This is a genomic window from Stenotrophomonas maltophilia group sp. msm1 (assembly GCF_032025805.1).
GTDB lineage: Bacteria > Pseudomonadota > Gammaproteobacteria > Xanthomonadales > Xanthomonadaceae > Stenotrophomonas > Stenotrophomonas hibiscicola.
This window is the reverse complement of the sequence record NZ_JAVSKH010000002.1, coordinates 630,472-649,367: the sequence shown is the minus strand read 5'-3', so window position 1 is coordinate 649,367 and position 18,896 is coordinate 630,472. Positions and strand designations below refer to the sequence as shown.

Below are 18,896 nucleotides of genomic sequence, written 5' to 3'. Positions count from 1 at the left end.
GGAAGTTACTCAGGGCCAGAAGCCCAGCTTCCGACGAATCCGGCACAGTGCGCGACCACCGCCCGCGGGGCGGCCATGTTAGCGGCTCACCGGCCTTCCCGGCCATCGCCGGATGCCTGACACGCAACCGTGCTGAACATGTCCCGCGTGGCGCTCCAGCCTGGCTGACAGCTGCCTGCGGCCCTGCAACACCCAAAACCCATAAGAGTGAAGCGCTCCCGCGGCCTGCCGTGGTGTCGTAGCGCTGGAAACCCAAGCCGCCCTCCCCGCGCTTGCGCGAATGGGCGGCGAGCCGTGTCCAGAGGCGAAACCCCATGGCGTTCCGCGCGGTAGCCGCTTGCGAGGAACGCAACAATGAAGCGAATGCTGATCAACGCAACGCAGGCTGAAGAGCTGCGTGTTGCCATCGTGGATGGCCAGTCGTTGTATGACATCGACATCGAGCAGCCGTCGAAGGAACAGAAGAAGTCCAACATCTACAAGGGCCGGATCTTCCGCATCGAGCCCTCGCTGGAAGCGGCCTTCGTCGAATACGGCGGTGGCCGCCATGGCTTCCTGCCGTTGAAGGAAATCTCCCGCGACTACTTCCAGGCCGGCGTCGACCACAACAAGGCCGGCATCCGCGAACTGCTGAAGGAAGGCCAGGAGATCGTCGTCCAGGTCGACAAGGAAGAGCGTGGCAACAAGGGCGCCGCCCTGACCACGTTCATCTCGCTGGCCGGCCGCTACATGGTGCTGATGCCGAACTCGCCCAGCGCCGGTGGTGTGTCCCGCCGCATCGAGGGCGAAGACCGGGCCGCGCTGAAGGACGCGCTGGACAAGCTGAACATTCCCGACGACATGGGCGTGATCATCCGTACCGCCGGCGTCGGCCGCGATGCGGAAGAACTGCAGTGGGACCTGGACTACCTGCTCAACGTCTGGCGCGCCATCGCCGAAGCCGCGCTGAGCAAGCCCGCTCCGTTCCTGATCTACCAGGAGTCGCGCCTGATCGTGCGCGCCCTGCGTGACTACCTGCGCGCCGACATCGGCGAGATCCTGGTGGACACCGAGGAGATGTACGAGCACGCCCGCGAGTTCATGCAGCAGGTGATGCCGCAGACCCTGCGCAAGCTCAAGCACTACAAGGACGACATCCCGCTGTTCAACCGCTTCCAGATCGAGTCGCAGATCGAAGGTGCATACGAGCGCAACGTGCGCCTGCCGTCGGGCGGCTCGATCGTGGTCGACCAGACCGAAGCACTGACCGCGGTCGACGTGAACTCCTCGCGCGCCACCAAGGGCAGCGACATCGAGGACACCGCGTTCCAGACCAACCTGGAAGCGGCCGAGGAAGTGGCCCGCCAGCTGCGCCTGCGCGACCTGGGCGGCCTGGTGGTCATCGATTTCATCGACATGGCCTCCAACAAGCACCAGCGCGAGGTCGAGAACCGCTTGGCCAACGCGCTGAAGTACGACCGGGCCCGCGTCCAGGTCGGCCGCATCTCGCGCTTCGGCCTGCTGGAAATGAGCCGCCAGCGCCTGCGCCCGAGCCTGGGCGAGTCCAGCCAGATCGTCTGCCCGCGCTGTGACGGCCACGGCCGCATGCGCAGCGTCGAGTCGCTGTCGCTGTCGATCATCCGCGTCGCCGAAGAGCATGCGATGAAGGAGAACACCGGGCAGGTGCTGGTGCAGGCCCCCGTGGAGATCGCCAATTACCTGCTGAACGAGAAGCGCAGCGCCCTGCGCGAGATCGAGCAGCGCCACGAGGCGCCGATCGTGATCGTGGCAGACGAGCAGCTGCATACCCCGCACTACACCGTCACCCGCCTGCGCGAGAACGAGTTGGGTGAAGAAAGCAGCAAGCCCAGTTATCAGCGCGGCACCCCGCGCAAGCTGCCGGTGCACGCGCTGACCAAGGGCCAGCTGAACATCCCGCCGCCGGCGGTGACCCAGGTCAAGCACACCTCGCCCGCCCCGGTTCGCGAGGAAGTTGAGCCGGCCAAGGCAGCCCCGGCCCCGGTCGCGATCGCACCGACGGCCCCGGCCCCCAGCGGCGGCGTGATCGGCTGGCTCAAGCGCGTGTTCGGTGGCGAGCCGGCCCCGGCGCCGGCGCCGGCCGCTCCGGCGGCGCGTCAGTCGCAGGACGGTGGCCGCAAGGACCGCAACAAGGATCGCAACAAGGACCGCAAGGACCGTCGCGACGACAGTCGTGGCAATGGCAACGCGCAGCAGCAGAAGGATGGCGGCAACCGCAAGGACCGCGGCGAGCAGCGCAAGGACGGCCGCAACGGCAACAACGGCAATGCGCAGCAGCAGCCGCAGCAGGGCAAGCAGAAGGAGCCGCAGCCCAAGGATGGCCAGCAGCAGCCGCAGCAGCAGAACAAGCCGCGCAACGAGCAGCAGGGCCAGAACCAGAACCAGCAGCCGAAGCTGAAGCAGCCCAAGCAGCCGCGCCCGCAGCAGCAGGACGGTGACAAGCCGGCCGAGAAGCCGCAGCGCAATGCCGCCGAAGCAGCTGCCGAAGCCGTGACCGCAGCGGCAGCCGTAGCCGCTACGGCCGTCGCCGCCAACGGGGTGAACGCGCTGGAAGCCACCGCGCCGGTGACGCCGGTTGCTCCGGCACCCGCCGCTCCGGTGGAAGCCGCTGCTGCGTCGGCCGACACCGCTGCCAACGCTGGCAGCGCGGCCGAGGTGACTGCGGTTGCCGGCGAGGAGGCTGCAACCGACACCAATGGCGAGCAGGCAGGCGAAGGCGCAACCCGCCGTCGTCGTGGCCGTCGTGGTGGCCGTCGCCGTCGTCGCGGTGGCACCGAGAATGCCGTCGGCAGCGACGCCCTGGGCGATGACCAGGACGATGGTGATGACGGTGAAGACACCGACGGCGCCGAGCCGAGCGTCAACAACACCGCCGGAACCGCTCCGGTTGCTGCGGTGCAGCCGGTCCGTTCGCAGCCGGAGTTCGACTTCGATGACGAAGTCGAGCCGATCGCCATCGAAGCCGGGAAGCCGGCCCGCGCTGCCGCCGCTGCGGTTTCCGCACCGGTTGCGGTGGTGAGCAGCGCCGTGGTCGAAGTCGCCGCCCCCGTCGCGGCTGAAGCGCAGGCGCCGGCCGAGGCTGCTGCGAAAACTGAAACGGTGTCCTCGCCGGTGCAGACCAGCATGCTCGATGCCATCGACGCTGCGACCCCGGTTCAGCCGGTCGCCGACGCCACTCCGGTGGTGGACGCTGCCGCGCCGGTGATCGAAACAAAGCCGGTTGTGGCTGAAACGACCGCAGTGGCTGAAGCCGCTCCGGTGATCGAAACGAAGCCGGTCGCGGTCGAGGCCGCGCCGGTCGTGGAATCGAAGCCGCAGGTGGCTGAAGCAACCCCGGTGGTTGAAACCAAGCCGGTGGCCAGTGAGAGTGGCCCGGTGGTGGAGGCCGCCCCGGCCGTTGAAACCACGCCGGTCGTCGAGACTGCGCCGATCGTGGAACAGCCGGTCGCGCCGGTGGCGGTGGAAGCCGCGCCGATCGAGGCCGCTGCCCCGGTCGCCGAAGCCGTGGTGACGCCGTCGATCGATCCGGTCGCCGATGGCCATGCCGGCGCCGCAGCGCAGGCTGCAGAAGCCAGGGCCGATGAAGAAGACGAAGAGGCCGCCAAGCGCACGCCTCCGTCGAACTGATCGCGCCTTGATAGCGTGAAAACGAAACGGCGGGGATCAATGATCCCCGCCGTTTTTGTTTGTGCGTCGGGCCGAACCGTGCCGACCAAGGTTGGCACCTACCCAAGCGTGCCTGCGTCAGGGTTTCGGCGCGAACTGCAGGCGGGTCCACACGCCGTAGTGGTCCGAGGCCCAGCGACCGCTGTCATCGGGCTGGTCGAACAGGATCTTCGCCTCGCGTGCGACCATCTCGTCCTGCTGGAAGAAGATGTGGTCGATCCGCGACGGCGCCTGGTAATAGTGACGGTTGAGCGTACTGACCGCGGACAGATCGGTGTTGACATGCACGCTGCCGTAGCTGTCGCCGTAGTGGCTGCGCAGCTCGCTCAGGTCGCCGGCATCCACCAGTGCATTGAAGTCGCCGGCGATCACCACCGGTGCACCGGCCGAGGTTGCAGTGATGAAGCGCAGCAGGTCTTCGACCTGGGTGCGACGGATGCGCTGCCCGTTCTCGTCGCTGCGCTCGTTCAGATGCGTGGCGTAGATGTTTACCGGCGTGCCATCGACGTCAATGCGCAGGTGGGCCACGGTGCGGTAGTCGTCCAGCGGCTGCAGCAGATGATCGCCCTGAGCGAGGATCGGCCGCCGGGTCAGCAGCGCATTGCCGTAGCGCTTGGGTGCCGCGACCGGATCGGTGGACACGAACACATACCTGTAGCCGAGTTGGCCGGCCAGCCATTGCGCCTGGTTTCGCACGTTGCGGCGCTGGATCACTTCCTGCAGGGCAACCGCATCCGGCTGCAGGCGCTTGAGCTCGGCCAGGATGGTGCGGCGCCGGCTCGGCCAGTCTTCGCGGTCGTGGTGCAGGTTGAACGTGACCATGCTCATGCCCGGCGCGCTGACAACGTCGGGCGCCACAGTCGTGCCAGCCGGTTCAGCCGCCATCATCACGCCCGGCAATGCCATTGCAATGGCCAGCCCCAGGGCGCGCACCGACGTGCGCACCTTCGCCCGCTGCTGCTTCATCGTTACTGCCCCTTGCGTTCGGCGCGGCGCACTGCGCTCGGCACGTCGATCTCGATCCGCGCCGGCAGCTGGTGCACGTGCAGTTCTCTGTTGACCCACTGGGCCGCTTCACCGTTGATGCTCGCCTCGCCCGGGTCGCCAGCATACGGCCACGGCAGCACCACACCACCGACCGGCGGCACCAGGCCCGGTTGCACCTCCAGCACCAGCTGCTTGTCGCTGCGCTGCAGGCGGTAGTTCAACTGCCCCTGCGGCGTGCGCAGGCCCTGCACGGCAATGCCCTCGCCCTGCAGCCACGCGGTCGGCACGCCAGCGGCCAGTACCAGCGCATCGTCCAGATCACGGTTGTAAGCGAACATGTCCAACGCAGAGCGCACGAAGTCCGAAGCCACCCAGGCGTGCGGCAGGTCACCGACGAAGAACGGCTTGCGCGGCGTGCGCGAGACCACTTCGGCCCACTGGTTCCAGGCCTGTGGCGCGCGGTCCCTGAAGAAGAACTCGGTGGCCTGCCAGGCGCGCTCGCGCCAGCCCAGGCGCACGAACGCTGCCACGTTGCGCCATTCGTACGGGGTGTAGTCCTTCCACTCGCGCTTGCCATCGCGACGGGCAACGAACTCGTTCCAGTAGCGCTCGAAGGTCACCTCCAGCGCCTGCTGCGGCAGCCGGCCCTGCTCGCCGCCGGGGGCAAGCGCGATCGTGGTGGAGGTCGCGTCGAAGTCGCCCAGCTCGGCCGAGCCCGGCAGGTAATCGATGTTGTGCTGCTGCATCGCCGACAGCAGCGAGGCCTGCAGGTCAGCACGGAACTGGTCGCGCGATTCGGCGATCTGCATCGCCTCGACCTTGCCCAGCTGGGTCGCCAGCAGCGCCGCGTCCTTGTAGCCGCGCAGCGCCCAGAAGTTGTCCCAGTAGGAATGCATCGGCTTGGCCGAATAGCCTTCATGGCTGATCGAGGCCGGCATCATCCCGTAGAACGCCGGGTTGCGCGCGCGGTTTTCCTCGGTGCGCTCGCTGGCGCGCAGCTGCTCCATGTAGTTGTAGGCGCCCTGCACGTGCGGCCACATCAGCTCGGTGAACGTGCTGTCGCCGGTGTAGCGCCCATACTCGGCGATGCTGTAGATCAACTCGCCATGGCTGTCGTTCTCCGGCACCGGGTCGCTGCCGCGCGCGTCGACGCAGCACGGCACCTTGCCGTTTTCGAACTGGTACGGCGCATACCAGTTGATGTAATCGCGCACCGCATCACTGCGCCCCATGCGCAGCAGGCCCTCGGAGATCATCGCGCCGTCGCGGATCCAGCTGCGCGCATACGACCGCGTGCCCGGCTGCAGGCGCGGTCCGACACGCGAGATCAGCATGTGCGCCACCGCCGTGCGCAGGGTGTCGACCAGTGGCTGGCCTGCAGCAGGCACCTGCAGCGAAACCACGCCCAGCTTCTTCCGCCATTGCTCGGCCACCTGCGCCTGCGCCTTGGCCACATCCAGCGCCTGCGGCGCCCAGCCACCGGTCTGTGGCAGCACCACCGCCACCTCACGGTTCTGCCCGGGCTCCAGCCTGATCGTGTACACCAGCGCACCCGACGCCATGCCGGTGCTGTCCTTCACCGCCGTGGTCGCCGGGTACGTGCCGCTTTCCAGATGCATCGCATCGAGCTTGCCATCGAACGTACTGGCAAAGCGCGCGTCCGGTACCTGCAGCGGATAGATCCGCGGCTCACCGTTGACCCGGACCAGCTGCTCACCTACATCCAGGGCATCAATCCGGCTGAAGCCTCCGACGGTATTAAGGAACTGGGTGGGCGGATTGACCTGCCACGGCCGTATCGCCAGCGCCAGGGTGTATTCGTGCGCGACCTTGTCCGGATTGCTCAGCCGGTAGCGGCCGACCAGCTGCGCACGCTCGGGCGTGCCCTGCACGAAACCGGTCACCGAGAGTCCGGCCTTCTCATGCACCCAGTCGACGGTGGCGATCGGAAGGTAGTGATCCTGCAGCGACTGGGTGATAGCCACTTTCGACCAGTCCAGCAGCTTGCCGTCCAGGCGGATGAACGGCTCGATGCTGAAGCTGCCCTTGGCCGGCTCCAGCGCGCCATCTTCGCTGATCAGCGCCTGCTCCTGGCCACCATCGAGGCCGAGCAGGGTCCAGTAGGGCTGTTCGCCCATATACGCGCGCGGCAACGAACCGCGCGGCAGATCGGCGGCTACCGAGGAAAGGAAGGCATTGGGCGTGGCGGCGAACGCCAGCGGCTTGAGTGCGATGTCACGGATGCCATAGCGCCAGTTCGGGCCATCGCGCAGATCGAAACGCACGTAGCGCGCGTCGGTATCCGGCAGGGCAAGCCAGTCGCGGCCACCGGCACCGCTGGTCACTTCGCGCACGATGCGCCAGTCCCGGCCATCCTCGGACGTCCGCACGGTGTAGCGATTGGCTTCCAGGTTCGGCAGCCAATCGATCACGACACCGCCGATCTCGCGGCTCTTGTGCAGGTCCAGGCTGATGGTCTGCTGCTTGACGCCACCGCTGATCCAGAACGTGTCGCTCTTGCCGTCGATCATGCGGTCCTGCAGCGCGGTGGCGGTATCGGCAATCACCGACGGCACCAGCGCCGAATCATCCTGCGGTGGCAGCCCCTGCAGGGTCAACCTGTCGAAGCATACGGTGCCGCGGCCGCCGACCTTGCTGTAGATCGTGAACTCGACTGCGGCGCTGCGCGCCATCTCCTTCTCGGGCGAGGGACCCCACGCCTTGTCGATCTGGCGGCGGCGGTACTCGACCGGCGTCCAGCCCTTGGGGAAACTGTAGCCGGGACGATTGACCCACCAGACGTTGTCACCGCTGGCATCGATCAACTTGAACTGCAGGTCGTTGCCCGGTGAATCACCGCGCAACTGGAAGCCGAAACGGTAATTGACCGGGTATTCGATGTTCAGCGCGCGGCGGATCCCGACGTAGCCGGAGACATCGTGGAAGTCATAGTCCAGGCACAGCGCGCGGCCGCCGCCAGCGCCACTGACCGGCCGCAGCGAACCGCTGACCTGGTCGGACAGCACCAGCTTCCAGGCGCCGATGTCGTCGAAATCGTCCAGTACCTTCGGCGCCGGCAGTGCCGGTGGTGCGGCGATCGCCAGGGAAGTCCACAAAAGGCCCAGTCCAACGGCGATCGCTCGCTTCATCCCTTGACGCTCCCCAGCAACAGACCTTGGATGTAGTACCGCTGCAGCACCAGGAACAGCGCCAGCACCGGGACCACGGTGACCACCGCGCCGGCCATCATCATTTCCACGTCCATGATGTGCTCGCGCGAGAGGGTGGCCAGCGCCACCGGCAAAGTGTAGTGCTCCTGATCGGTCAACACGATCAGCGGCCACATGAAATCGTTCCATGCGCCCATGAAGGTGAAGATCGCCAGGGTCACCAGCACCGGCTTGAGCATCGGCAGCACGATCTGGAAGAAGATGCGCAGCTCCCCTGCCCCGTCGATACGGGCCGCTTCCAGCAATTCGTCCGGAATCGAACGCGCGTACTGGCGCACCAGGAAGATGCCGAACACGCTGGCCAGCGCCGGCACGATCACGCCGCCGAAGCTGTTGACCAGGCCCAGCTGCTTCATCAGCAGGAACAGCGGCAGCATCGCCACCTGCGCTGGAATCACCAGCGCCGCCATCAGCACCTGGAACAGGCGCTCGCGGCCGACGAAGTTGAGCTTGGCGAACGCATAGCCGGCCATGGTGTTGAGCAACAGCGAGCCAAAGGTGATCGCCAGCGAGACGAGCAGGCTGTTGGCGAAGTTGCCGCCCATGCCAGTGCGCGCGAACAGCTCATGGTAGTTGTGCGTGGTGATGCTCGAAGGCAGCAGCGGCGGCGGGAAATGGCTGGCCTCGCCCTGCGGCATGAACGAGACCGAGAGCATCCACAACAGCGGTGCCAGACTGACCAGGGCCAGCACCAGCAACGCACCATTGATCAACCACGGGTACCAGCGCGACTGGCCGATTTCACGACTCATACCAACTGCCTCTTGCGGCCGAAACGCAGCATCACGGTGGTCACCGCCAGGATGATCAGGAACAGCAGGAACGCCACGGCGGAGGCGCGTCCCAGGTTCCACCACTTGAAGCCTTCCTCGAACATGAAATACAGCACGCTGACGGTGCTCTGCAGCGGGTCGCCGCGGGTCATGACATACGGCTCGGCGAACAGCTGGAAGTAGCCGGACACGGTGATCACCCCGACCACCAGCAGCACCGGGCCGAGCATCGGCAGGGTGATGTGCAGGAACTGCTTCCAGCGCGAGGCGCCGTCGATGCGCGCAGCCTCGTACAGGTCATGCGGGATCGCCTGCAGGCCGGCCAAGAAGATCACCATGTTGTAGCCGAAGTTCTTCCACACCGCGAACAGCATGATGGTCGGCATCGCCCAGCTGGGATCGCCCAGCCAGTCGATCGGGCTGATGCCCAGGTGGCCCAGGCCATAGTTCACCAGGCCGTAGCTGGTGTGGAACAGGTAACGCCAGATCACCGCCACCGCCACCAGCGTGGTCACCACCGGCGCGAACAGCGCGGTGCGGAACAGCGCCTTGAAGCGCGCGGCCGGTGCATTCAGCAGCATCGCCGCGCCCAGCGACACGCTGATCGACAAGGGCACACCGATCAACACGAAGTAGGTGGTATTCCACAGCGACTTCCAGAACATCGGTGTCTGCAGCAGGTCGATGTAGTTGCCGAGGCCGACAAACCGCAGGTTGCTGCTGTCAGCCAGGGCATACAGGTCGAAGTCGGTCACGCTCAGCGCCAGCGCCGAAGCCACCGGCAGGCCGAAGAACACGCCCAGCACGATCAACGAGGGCCCGGCGAAGATCCAGCCCGCAAGCGAAGTACGTTTCATTGCGCGCTCCCGGCGGCTACGGCACTGCTGGACTGCGACGACGGTGCGCGCTGCTGCAGGCGTTGTTGTTCATGCATCCAGCGGCGCTTGGCCAGCACCTTGTCCACGCGCTGGTCCAGTTCTTCCACGGCCTTGTCCTGCGGCAGGCCACCGCGCACCACCTTCTCGGTGACGATGCGCATTTCCTGCACGATGCGCTCCCATTCGAGCACCTTCGGCGTCGGCTTGACCCGCTCCAGCTGGTCACGGAATGCCGCTGCCAGCGGATCGTTGGCCAGCGACGGTGCGTTCCAGGTACTGCGGCGCGGCGGCAGATCGCCGATGATCGAATGGAAACGCGCCTGGATCTGCGGCCGCGACAGGAACTCGATCAGCTTCCACGACGCTTCCTTCTGCTGCGACTTGCGGAAGATCACCAGGCTGGTACCACCGGCGATGCCGGCGCCGGGACCGTCCGGCCCCGGCAGCGCGGCAGTGCCCCACTGCCCTTCCAGTTCCTTCGGCTGCAGCTTCTTGAACTCGCGGATGTTCCAGGGGCCGGAGATGTAGAACACGTTGAAGCCGCGGAAGAACTCGTCCCAGACGTTGGAGATCTGCGTCTCGGACATCTTCGGCGCCCAGCCCTGCTCGAACATGTTGGCGTAGAAGGCCAGCGTGCGGCGGAACCCCGGGCTGGCGAAATTGCCGCGGGTGTCATCGTCGCGCAGCAGCGGATCGGGTTGCTGCAGTGCCAAGGACAACTGCTGCTCGAACTCATTGATCGGCATCAGCACCGCGTAGCGGTTCGGACCCTGCATGCGCTTGATCGCCGCCATCTGCTCGTCCCACTCGGCCCAGGTACGCGGCGGGTGGTCGTAGCCGGCCTTGGCCAGCAGGTCCTTGCGGTAGTAGATCAGGCGTGTATCGACGTACCACGGCACGCCCACCAGCTCGCCGTGGATCACGTTGGTATCCCAGATGCCCTGGAAGTAGTCCTTTTCATCAACGACCGCCGAGTGATCGACGAACGGCTGCAGCGGTGTCAGCGCATCGAGCTCGGCGAACTCGGGCACCCAGGTGTTTCCGAGCTGGCAGACATCCGGCAGGCCATCGGCAGCGAACGCGGTCAGCAGTTTCTCGTGCGCTGCCGTCCACGGGATGTTCTGCACATCCACCTTGATGCCGGGGTTCTCGGCCTCGAACTCGTGGATCAGCTCGCTGACCACCTCGGCTTCGCGACCCATCGCCCAGAAGCGCACGGTGGTGGTTCCAGGCTCGGTGCGGGCGCAGCCGGCCACGGCCAAAGCGGCCAGGGCGGGCAGCGCCCAGCGGCGCAGGCGGTCGATCCAGTTCGGCACCGGGTTACTTCCCCTGCCCTGTGTTGCGGTTGGCATTGTTTTTCTGTTCCTGCGCGGCAGCCGCGCGTGATTCGGCGATACCCACCGCGCGTGCCGCCGCGGCCTTTTCGTCCTTCTGCAGCTCCAGCGGCTGGAACGCGCCTTCCGGCGCCAGCCAGCCACCGCTGAACCCTGCCCGCTCCAGTCCCTTGCGGATGTAGGGGTTCTTCTTCATCACCTCCCACACGAAATCGTTGCGGTAGTTGGCGATCATGGTCAGGATCGGTCCCTGGTCGATGGCGATGTAATCGCTGGCGACCCAGCCGCGATCCGGCACCAGGCGGCCGGTCTTGATCGGGATGTCGTAGTTGAAGCTGGGGTTGAATGAATCCAGGAAGCCGTAGCTGGAATAGATGTAGTCGCCGTAGCGCTTGTGCATTTCCAGCGTGGCCGGGATCACCTGCTCCGGCGCAAACACCACCGAGGCGATCGCAGCAGTCGGGGCAATGGTGCCGTCATCGAAATTCTCGCGCAGCCCAGCGCCGCGCGAGGAGTAATGGCGGAACTGGCGCTGCTCGCCGCGGTACTCCTGCGTGGTGTTCTGCGGGCCATCGCTGGCGGTCAGGCCCCACACATTCTCGCCATACTCCTTCCACTGCATCGGGTTGGCGATGGCGTATTCGCGCTGGGCCAGCGCAGCCGAGCGGCTGTTGAGGAAATAAGTGCTGCCGCGCTCGCGCATGTATGCGTCCTGGATATCGCGGAAGTCGATCCAGACGTGACTGTACTGGTGGCCGAACAGCGGGCCGAAGGACAGGTATTCCTGGCCCTGGTAAACACCCCAGTCGTTGTCGTAGGTGCGCGTCCACACCGTCCACGCATCCGGGCTGACCGGGTGCGTGGGCGACCCCAGGGCAAGGATGTAGACCATCATCGCCTCGTTGTAGCCCATCCAGTCGTGGTCGATGAAGCCGCTCTCGGGGAACCAGCCCATCGAGATCAGCGGCGCACGCTGCTGCAGCCACGGCCAGTCCACCTTCTTGTACAAGGTGTCGGCGATCTGGCGGATCTCCTTCTCGCGCGGATCATCGCCGTCGTAGTACGACTGCGCGAACAGCACGCCCATCATCAGCAGTGCGGTATCCACCGAGGACAGTTCGACCCAGCTGTCGTAGCGACGGCCTTCCTGCATGTCCAGGAAGTGGTAGTAGAAGCCCTTGTAGCCGGCCTTGCCGGTGCGCTGCGGGCCCATCGGCACATCGCGGAAGAACTTCAGCGTGGTCAGCGTGCGGTCGATGGCCTGGTTGCGGCTGACCCAGCCGTTTTCTATGCCGATCGGATAGGCAGTCAACGCGAAACCGACCGAGGCGATGCTGGCGAACGGCCGTGACGGGTAGCGGTCCGGGGTCAGGCCGTTCACTTCGTTGGTGGTGTCCCAGAAGAACTGGAAGGTGCGGCGTTCGATGTCATCGAACAGCGGCGGAAGCTCCGGCTTCATCGGCCGCGGCGGTGCGTCGGCCTCGATCAGGATCACCGGCGGGCGGGGCTTGGCAGGTTCCTGCTGGGCCGGCTGGCAGGCGGCCACGGCCAGGCTCAGCGCTGCGGCGGACAACAGATGGCGTGCCTGCATGGCGCGGTTCCTCCGGTGGTCTGATCGATGGGAAAGCATAACGTCCAATGATCTGAAATCGTTTACAAGGTGCGTTCTTAAAAAACCACGAAAAACGTGGCTTGACACCGCGATCATTGCCCACGCCGCTGCCCCCTGGCCGGCAGCGGCGTGGGCAATGGACCGGCACAGGGCCGGCCATTGCCGTTTTGACCGATGCCGCCAGCGAGCCGGCGGCATCGGGTCATGCATCACCGCCCGGGCTTAGAAGCGGAAGCCCACTTCGGCCTTGACCTGGCGCGGAGTACCGATGATGTCGCCGGTCTCGTTGTAGCTGGCCTGCAGCTTGCCGTTGGTCTTGACGTAGTTGTAGGTGGAGAAGTTGTCGAAGTTGAACACGTTGATGATGTCCAGGCGGGCGTACAGCTCGGTGTTGCCCGCCAGCTTGAACGTCTTCGTCGCCTGCAGGTCGACCGAACGGTAGCCGAAGATCTTGCCACCCACCAGGAACTTGCCGGTGGCGTTGGGCACGGCCGCCTGCGGGGTCGGCAGGGTGTAGCCGCTGGCCTGCATCACCGGGTACCAGTCGTTGACGGCGGTCGGGGTGGCCAGGGTGATCTTGCCGCCGAAAGTGATGCCCCAGAAGCCCGCGTAGGAACCGGTCACCACCAGGCGGTGGCGCGGCGCGCCGTTGGAGCGGATGGTCGGGTAGTCACCGATCAGGCCGCGATCGAACGCATACTTCTCGTTGATGTCGCGGTTATGGCGCGCAGTGGTCCAGGTATAGGCGATCGAGGTGCCCCAGCCGCTTTCCTTGGTGAACGGCTTCTGTGCCGACAACAGGACCTGGGTGGCGCGGGTCTTGATGCCCTGCTGGCCGATGATCAGGCTGCCGAAGCCCGGCACGTTGCAGCTCCAGGCCTGGCTCAGGCCTGCGGAGGTGCCGCCGCACAGGCGCGGATCATCGAAGAACTGGCCGGTCGGGTAGCGGTTGCCCAGGGTGAAGGCGAAGCCGTCGTAGCTCAGGGTACGAGCGATGGTGGCATCGGTCAGCCAGTCGCCGATCTGGTTGCTCATGCCCAGGCTGAACTGATCCGAGTACGGCGCCTTCAGCTTGTTGTTCAGCAGGTCAACCTCCAGCCCGGCATTGCTGGTCGCGCCGACCAGTGCCTGCAGGTTGCCGATGCCGTTGAGCAGGTTCGGGTTCCAGTCATAGCAGGCGGCCTGGCCGTTGATGCAGGCGCCAGTGGCCGGGTTGCGGAAGTAGATGGTTGGCTGCGGCAGGGCCAGCTTGGTGGTTTCCAGCTGCAGGTTGTCGAACAGGTCACGGTCGTAGGAACGGCCGGCACCACCGTGGATCACGTGCTGCTCGTCGGCATTGATGTCATACGAGAAGCCCAGGCGCGGCTGCCAGGCATCCTTGAATGCCTTGCGGTTGTGGCCGTTGCTGATGTAGTCGCTGATGTCCAGGCCGCCCAGTGCCAGCGAATCGGCATAGGTCTGGCCGGCGGGGGCGCGCGGATCCTGCGAATAGATGGCGTCGACCACCTGCTGCGGGGTCACGAAGTCCAGGTAGGACGGGGTCTTTTCGTAGTCCCAGCGCAGGCCGATGTTCAGCTGCAGGTGGTCGTTGACCTGCCAGTCGTCCTGGATGAACACGCCGTACTGCTTGGACTTCGAACGCACTTCGCCGGACACGCCGGACACGCCGGTCACCGGCTTGACGAACTGCGCCTTGTACGGAATCGAATCGGGGAAGTCCGGATCGCCCAGCGAGTAGGTGAAGGTCGGGTTGATCTGTGCCGCATCGGATGCGTACAGATCGATCGCCTTGTACTTCACGCCCATCTTGATGGTGTGGTCACCGGCCCACTGGATGCCATCCAGGGTCAGGTTGTCTTCGATCGACCAGCCCTTCTGGCCCTTCACCTGCGAATCCAGTGCCGAGGCGCCACCGATCTTCACGATGGTGCGGTCTTCGGGGCCGTCCGGTGCGGTGTAGGTGATGCCGTTGGCCAGCGTCAGCGGGGTCGGGTTGTTGAACGAGTCTTCGTGCGTGACCATCAACTCGTTGTAGTAGCGCTCACCGCTGTGGTTCCAGCGCAGGGCGTAACGACGGTCGGTGTTGACCACTTCACGGCCGGCTTCCGGCGAGGTCTGGCCACTGAACTGCGACTGGGTTTCGTCGCGGTCCTGGAAGGTCAGCTCGATGCGATCGTTGTCGGTCGGCTCGAAGTCGATCTTGCCGAAGATCAGGTCCTGCTGGAACGGCTGGCTGGCCGGGCCAAGGCCGGCGGCGCCGGCCGGCGGCAGCAGGCCGGCAGCGCCGGTGACCGCGCCATCCGGCGCGATGGTGACCGGCAGGTCGAAGCGCTTGGCTTCGTAGGTCACGAAGAAGTGCGCCTTGTCCTGGACGATCGGGCCGCCCAGGGCGAAGCCGTATTCCTTCTCGGCCGAGACCATCTTCTCCTTGCCACCCTGGCGCTCGGCCGGGGTCTTGGCACGCATGTCTTCATCGGTGTAGCGGTAGAACGCCTCACCCTTGAACTCATTGGTGCCGGACTTGGTTGCAGCCGTCACCGCGGCGCTCGACACCTGGCCATACTCGGCCTTGTAGTTGCCGCTGATGACCTTGTATTCGCCGATGGCCAGCTGCGGGAACGGGTTGCCGGCGCTGCCGGACTGGCCGGCCACGCCGCCGCCCTTGACGTAGCTCTTCTGGCCCACGCCGTCGATGTACACGTTGGTGCCATCGGCATTGGTGGCGCCGCCGCGCAGCGAGGTGTTGCCCTTGGCGTCGCGGGTGAAGATCAGGCCCGGCACCGCGTCGGCGAACTCCAGGAAGTTGCGCGACACCTGCGGGGTGGTCTGGATCTGCTGCAGGCTGACGGTCTTGCCGACTTCGGAGGTGCGCACTTCCTGCAGCAGGGTCGGCGCAACAACGTTGACGGTGTCCAGGTTGGTGGCCGCGGTCGAACCCGGGGTGCTGCTGGCGGCACCGGCAAAGTTCAGCGTCGCGGTCGAGGCCACGGTGACGGTGACCTTCTGGGTCTGGCCGTTGGCGACCACGTTGTAGGTGCCCGGATCCAGGCCCATCAGCGAGTAGCTGCCGTCGGCGCGGATGGTGCCACGGCGGACGGTACCGGTGGCCACGTTGGTGGCGGTCACTTCGGTGCCTGCCTGGGCGCCGGCAACCTGGCCGCGCAGGCTGGCGTTGGCCGACTGCGCCATGACGTTGGGGGCGGCAGCCAGCATCAGGCAGCTGACCAGTGCGGTGCTCAGCAGCCGGCGCGCCGGCATGCGGAAGGTGGTATGCATCATCAACTCAATCTCCGGGTGGCGGTAACCGCTTGCGCGGTCCCTGCGATCAATCAAAAAAGAAGGAACGCCTCTGGCTTCAACGGCCGGATGGCGGAGTGGTGGAATCGCGAACAATCAAGCGGGGAACCAGGGTCTGCTTGTCCCCTGCCCCATCCGTGGAGGTGCCGTCCATCAACTGCATCAGACGCGTCATGGCCCGGTCGCCGAGCTCGGCGATGCTGACCTGCATGGTGGTCAGCGACGGGTGGACGAAACGCGCCAGTGGAATGTCATCGAAACCCGCCAGGGCAACATCGGCGGGCACACGGACGCCGGCCTGGGTGAATGCATACAGGCACCCCAGGGCCATCATGTCGTTGGCGGCGAATACGGCATCGGGCAGCGCTCCGGCTGCCAGCAACTCCTGACCGGCACGATGGCCGGAAGCTTCGTCGAAATCACCGGGCAACTCGATGCCTTCGGCGCCACCGCCAAAAGCCACCAGCGCGTCACGGAAGCCGCGCAGGCGCTCGCGCGCGTCGAAGTTGAGATCCGGGCCAGAAATGAAAGCGATGCGACGGTGGCCGGCGTCCAGCAGGTGGCGGGTCATCGCCATCGCACCTGCGTGGTCATCAATGCTCAGCACCGGGTGGTCCTGCCCGGGCAGATAGGTATTGATCAACACCGTCGGCAGCGACTGCGGCAGGTTGTCGGTCAGGAAGCCCGGGCTCTCGGCGTAGGGCGAGAGCACAAGCAGGCCGTCGACGCGGCCGCGCATGGCACGCAGGGCCGCGCCCTGCTGTTCCTGGTCGCCGTGGTAGCTGGACACCAGCAGGTGCTGGCGGCGGTTGCGGGCCACGCCGTCGATGCCGCGCATCAACTCGGAGAAGAATTCGCCGTACAGGTCAGGCAGCACCACGCCCACCGTATTGGTGCGGCGGCTGCTCAGGCTGCGGGCGGCGGCGTGCGGGGTGTAACGCAACCGTGCGGCCACCTCCAGCACAAGCTGGCGGACCGGTTCGGCGACATTTTCATGCCCGTTGAGCGCGCGGGAAACCGTGGCCACGGAGACCCGGGCTTCGCGTGCGACGTCTTTGATTGTGATAGCTGCCTTGTTCACGAAGCCGCCCTCCACGGCTTGGACCTACCAGCATTGGCGCGGAATGTAAGCGTTTCCATCTGGGCTTGTAAACAGTCCGTTAGGCGAATGTCCCGAAATGGACATGAAAACCTGTCCGTGGCGAGGCCCATGAAGGACCCGCCAGGACAGCGTGGGACAAGGGCTCAGCCCTGTTCTGACGGGGTCTGCGCGCGGATGGACAACGCGTGGATATCGGTCTCCATCATCGACCCCAGCGCGGCATAGACCGCGCGGTGCCGGGCCAGCGGACCCAGCCCGGCGAAGCGCTCACTGACCACATGCACGTTGAAATGGCCGCGGCCATCGCGTGCACCGGCATGACCGGCGTGACGATGGCTGTCGTCTTCGATTTCCAGCACGCTGGGGGCCAGCGCCTGCTGCAGTGCGTCACGCATCCGCTCGATCCGCTCCGCGTTCACGGCAGGACCTTGCGGAACGGCCGCACCTGCACATGGGTGTATACGCCGGCGGCGACGTACGGATCGGCATCGGCCCAGGCCTGTGCCTGTGGCAGCGACTCGAACTGTGCAATCACCAGCGACCCACTGAAGCCGGCCGGACCCGGGTCCTCGCTGTCCACCGCCGGGCACGGCCCGGCCAGCAGCAGGCGCCCCTCGTCGCGCAGCGCATTCAGGCGCGCCAGGTGTTCCGGCCGCGCCTGCAGCCGCTGCGCCAGCACGTTCTGGCCGTCATACCCTTCGATCACATACCACACCGGCATTTCCTCGCTTGCGTTGTCGGGTGCGCAGATTCTAGCCAATGCGCTCCCTGCCCCGGCCCGGCTGGACACTGGCGCGACAAAGGCTTACCCTAGACTCCATTGCACGTGGTGGATGCAGCAGCCCGTCGGTTTTGCGGCCAACGCAGCCCCCGACGACCGTCCCGCTGCTTCAAACCGGACCATCCGGCCGGGCCACGTAGACGACCTCCCCGTAGTTCTGTCGCTGCCGTCTCCTGCGGCGCGTCCTGCTGTTTGATATGTGTGGAATCGCGCCGATCCCGGCGTGTCTGGTGCCCTGGGGCGCCGTGGCGTTGGCCCGGCGAACCCGGTGCCGCGACTGGTCCGTTGCAATCCTGATGTCCATTAGATGACTTCCGAACTCGCGCTTGACGCGAACCCGCCAACCCGGCCGCCCGCCCCCCAGCAGCAGGAAATGCCGCTGGCCGTGGTGCATGGGCAACCGGTCCTGCAGATCCCGCAGGACCTGTACATCCCGCCGGACGCGCTGGAAGTCATCCTGGATGCCTTCGAAGGCCCGCTGGACCTGCTGTTGTACCTGATCCGCCGCCAGAACCTCGATGTACTGGACATCCCCGTCGCCGAAATCACCCGGCAGTACGTGGAATACATCACCGTGATGCGCGAGCTGCGCTTCGAGCTGGCGGCCGAGTACCTGGTGATGGCCGCGATCCTGGCCGAGGTGAAGTCGCGGATGCTGCTGCCGCGCCCGGTCAGCGAGGAAGGCGATGAGGCCGACCCGCGCGCCGAGCTGGTGCGCCGGCTGCAGGAGTACGAACGTTTCAAGCAGGCCGCCGAGGACATCGACGCCCTGCCCCGTCAGGACCGCGACACCACGGTGGCGCATGCCTTCATGCCCGAACGCGCCACGGTGAAGCTGCCGCCGCCGGTGGACCTGAAGGAAATGCTGCTGGCTTTGCACGACGTGCTCAAGCGCGCCGAGCTGTTCAGCGGCCACGCCATCAAGCGCGAGGCACTGAGCGTGCGGCAACGCATGGGCGAGGTACTCGGCCGCCTGGAAGACGGCAGGTTCTATCGCTTCGAAGGGCTGTTCACGGCCGAAGAAGGCAAGCTGGGCGTGCTGGTCACGTTCCTGGCGGTGCTGGAGCTGGCCAAGGAACAGCTGCTGGACATCGTCCAGGAAGAACCGCTGGCGCCGATCTACGTCAAGTCGCTGGCGGCCGGCAACACCAACGCCCCGCTGCAGTTCAGCAGCGAGTTTGACGACAACGACGCCGCCAATGCCAATGAGTGAGCGCT

At 65.9% G+C, this 18,896-nt stretch carries 12 protein-coding genes; 2 read left to right on the top strand and 10 right to left on the bottom strand.

All coding sequences use genetic code 11. The features are described 5' to 3' along the window. Window positions 1-354: 354 nt before the first annotated feature. A complete protein-coding gene (locus ROV95_RS10620; protein WP_312544308.1) occupies window positions 355-3,645 on the top strand; it encodes an Rne/Rng family ribonuclease in 3,291 nt (1,096 codons plus the stop codon). A gap of 117 nt (window positions 3,646-3,762) precedes the next feature. On the opposite strand, the gene ROV95_RS10615 is transcribed toward ROV95_RS10620, so the two are convergent. The 10 genes from ROV95_RS10615 to ROV95_RS10570 form a co-directional block, all read right to left on the bottom strand. Next, the gene (locus ROV95_RS10615) at window positions 3,763-4,650 is read right to left on the bottom strand and encodes an endonuclease/exonuclease/phosphatase family protein (protein ID WP_312544307.1); all 888 of its coding nucleotides are present in this window, start codon (window positions 4,648-4,650) and stop codon (window positions 3,763-3,765) included. A 2-nt stretch (window positions 4,651-4,652) separates the two neighbouring features. Then, window positions 4,653-7,820 (bottom strand): discoidin domain-containing protein, encoded by a 3,168-nt coding sequence (locus ROV95_RS10610; protein WP_312544306.1) that lies wholly within the window; start codon window positions 7,818-7,820, stop codon window positions 4,653-4,655. After that, window positions 7,817-8,653, bottom strand: a complete 837-nt coding sequence (locus ROV95_RS10605; protein WP_111097843.1) for a carbohydrate ABC transporter permease — start codon at window positions 8,651-8,653, stop codon at window positions 7,817-7,819. The genes ROV95_RS10610 and ROV95_RS10605 overlap by 4 nt, the downstream gene beginning before the upstream one ends. Further along, on the bottom strand, window positions 8,650-9,531 hold the full coding sequence (locus ROV95_RS10600; RefSeq protein ID WP_312544304.1) for a sugar ABC transporter permease: 882 nt from the start codon (window positions 9,529-9,531) through the stop codon (window positions 8,650-8,652). The genes ROV95_RS10605 and ROV95_RS10600 overlap by 4 nt, the downstream gene beginning before the upstream one ends. Further along, on the bottom strand, window positions 9,528-10,868 hold the full coding sequence (locus ROV95_RS10595) for a sugar ABC transporter substrate-binding protein (protein ID WP_019660459.1): 1,341 nt from the start codon (window positions 10,866-10,868) through the stop codon (window positions 9,528-9,530). The genes ROV95_RS10600 and ROV95_RS10595 overlap by 4 nt, the downstream gene beginning before the upstream one ends. A gap of 4 nt (window positions 10,869-10,872) precedes the next feature. Further along, window positions 10,873-12,477: a glucoamylase family protein gene (locus tag ROV95_RS10590; RefSeq protein WP_019660460.1), complete on the bottom strand. Its 1,605-nt coding sequence runs from the start codon at window positions 12,475-12,477 to the stop codon at window positions 10,873-10,875. 243 nt (window positions 12,478-12,720) lie between these two features. Next, on the bottom strand, window positions 12,721-15,777 hold the full coding sequence (locus ROV95_RS10585; protein WP_312544301.1) for a TonB-dependent receptor: 3,057 nt from the start codon (window positions 15,775-15,777) through the stop codon (window positions 12,721-12,723). A 76-nt stretch (window positions 15,778-15,853) separates the two neighbouring features. Then, entirely contained in the window at window positions 15,854-16,891 is a 1,038-nt protein-coding gene (locus ROV95_RS10580; protein ID WP_019660462.1) for a LacI family DNA-binding transcriptional regulator, read from the bottom strand. A gap of 149 nt (window positions 16,892-17,040) precedes the next feature. Beyond that, entirely contained in the window at window positions 17,041-17,292 is a 252-nt protein-coding gene (locus ROV95_RS10575) for a BolA family protein (RefSeq protein WP_032953611.1), read from the bottom strand. 20 nt (window positions 17,293-17,312) lie between these two features. Continuing rightward, on the bottom strand, window positions 17,313-17,612 hold the full coding sequence (locus ROV95_RS10570; protein WP_312545113.1) for a YciI family protein: 300 nt from the start codon (window positions 17,610-17,612) through the stop codon (window positions 17,313-17,315). Window positions 17,613-17,985: 373 nt separating this feature from the next. On the opposite strand from ROV95_RS10570, the gene ROV95_RS10565 reads away from it, so the two are divergent. After that, window positions 17,986-18,891, top strand: a complete 906-nt coding sequence (locus ROV95_RS10565; RefSeq protein WP_019660465.1) for a ScpA family protein — start codon at window positions 17,986-17,988, stop codon at window positions 18,889-18,891. Window positions 18,892-18,896 lie beyond the last annotated feature (5 nt).

Excerpts from the sequence above, each read along its gene's own strand:
- ROV95_RS10620 (WP_312544308.1), top strand. The coding sequence starts at position 355 with ATGAAGCGAATGCTGATCAACGCAACGCAGGCTGAAGAGCTGCGTGTT.
- ROV95_RS10615 (WP_312544307.1), bottom strand. The coding sequence starts at position 4,650 with ATGAAGCAGCAGCGGGCGAAGGTGCGCACGTCGGTGCGCGCCCTGGGG.
- ROV95_RS10610 (WP_312544306.1), bottom strand. The coding sequence starts at position 7,820 with ATGAAGCGAGCGATCGCCGTTGGACTGGGCCTTTTGTGGACTTCCCTG.
- ROV95_RS10605 (WP_111097843.1), bottom strand. The coding sequence starts at position 8,653 with ATGAGTCGTGAAATCGGCCAGTCGCGCTGGTACCCGTGGTTGATCAAT.
- ROV95_RS10600 (WP_312544304.1), bottom strand. The coding sequence starts at position 9,531 with ATGAAACGTACTTCGCTTGCGGGCTGGATCTTCGCCGGGCCCTCGTTG.
- ROV95_RS10590 (WP_019660460.1), bottom strand. The coding sequence starts at position 12,477 with ATGCAGGCACGCCATCTGTTGTCCGCCGCAGCGCTGAGCCTGGCCGTG.
- ROV95_RS10585 (WP_312544301.1), bottom strand. The coding sequence starts at position 15,777 with ATGATGCATACCACCTTCCGCATGCCGGCGCGCCGGCTGCTGAGCACC.
- ROV95_RS10575 (WP_032953611.1), bottom strand. The coding sequence starts at position 17,292 with ATGCGTGACGCACTGCAGCAGGCGCTGGCCCCCAGCGTGCTGGAAATC.
- ROV95_RS10565 (WP_019660465.1), top strand. The coding sequence starts at position 17,986 with ATGACTTCCGAACTCGCGCTTGACGCGAACCCGCCAACCCGGCCGCCC.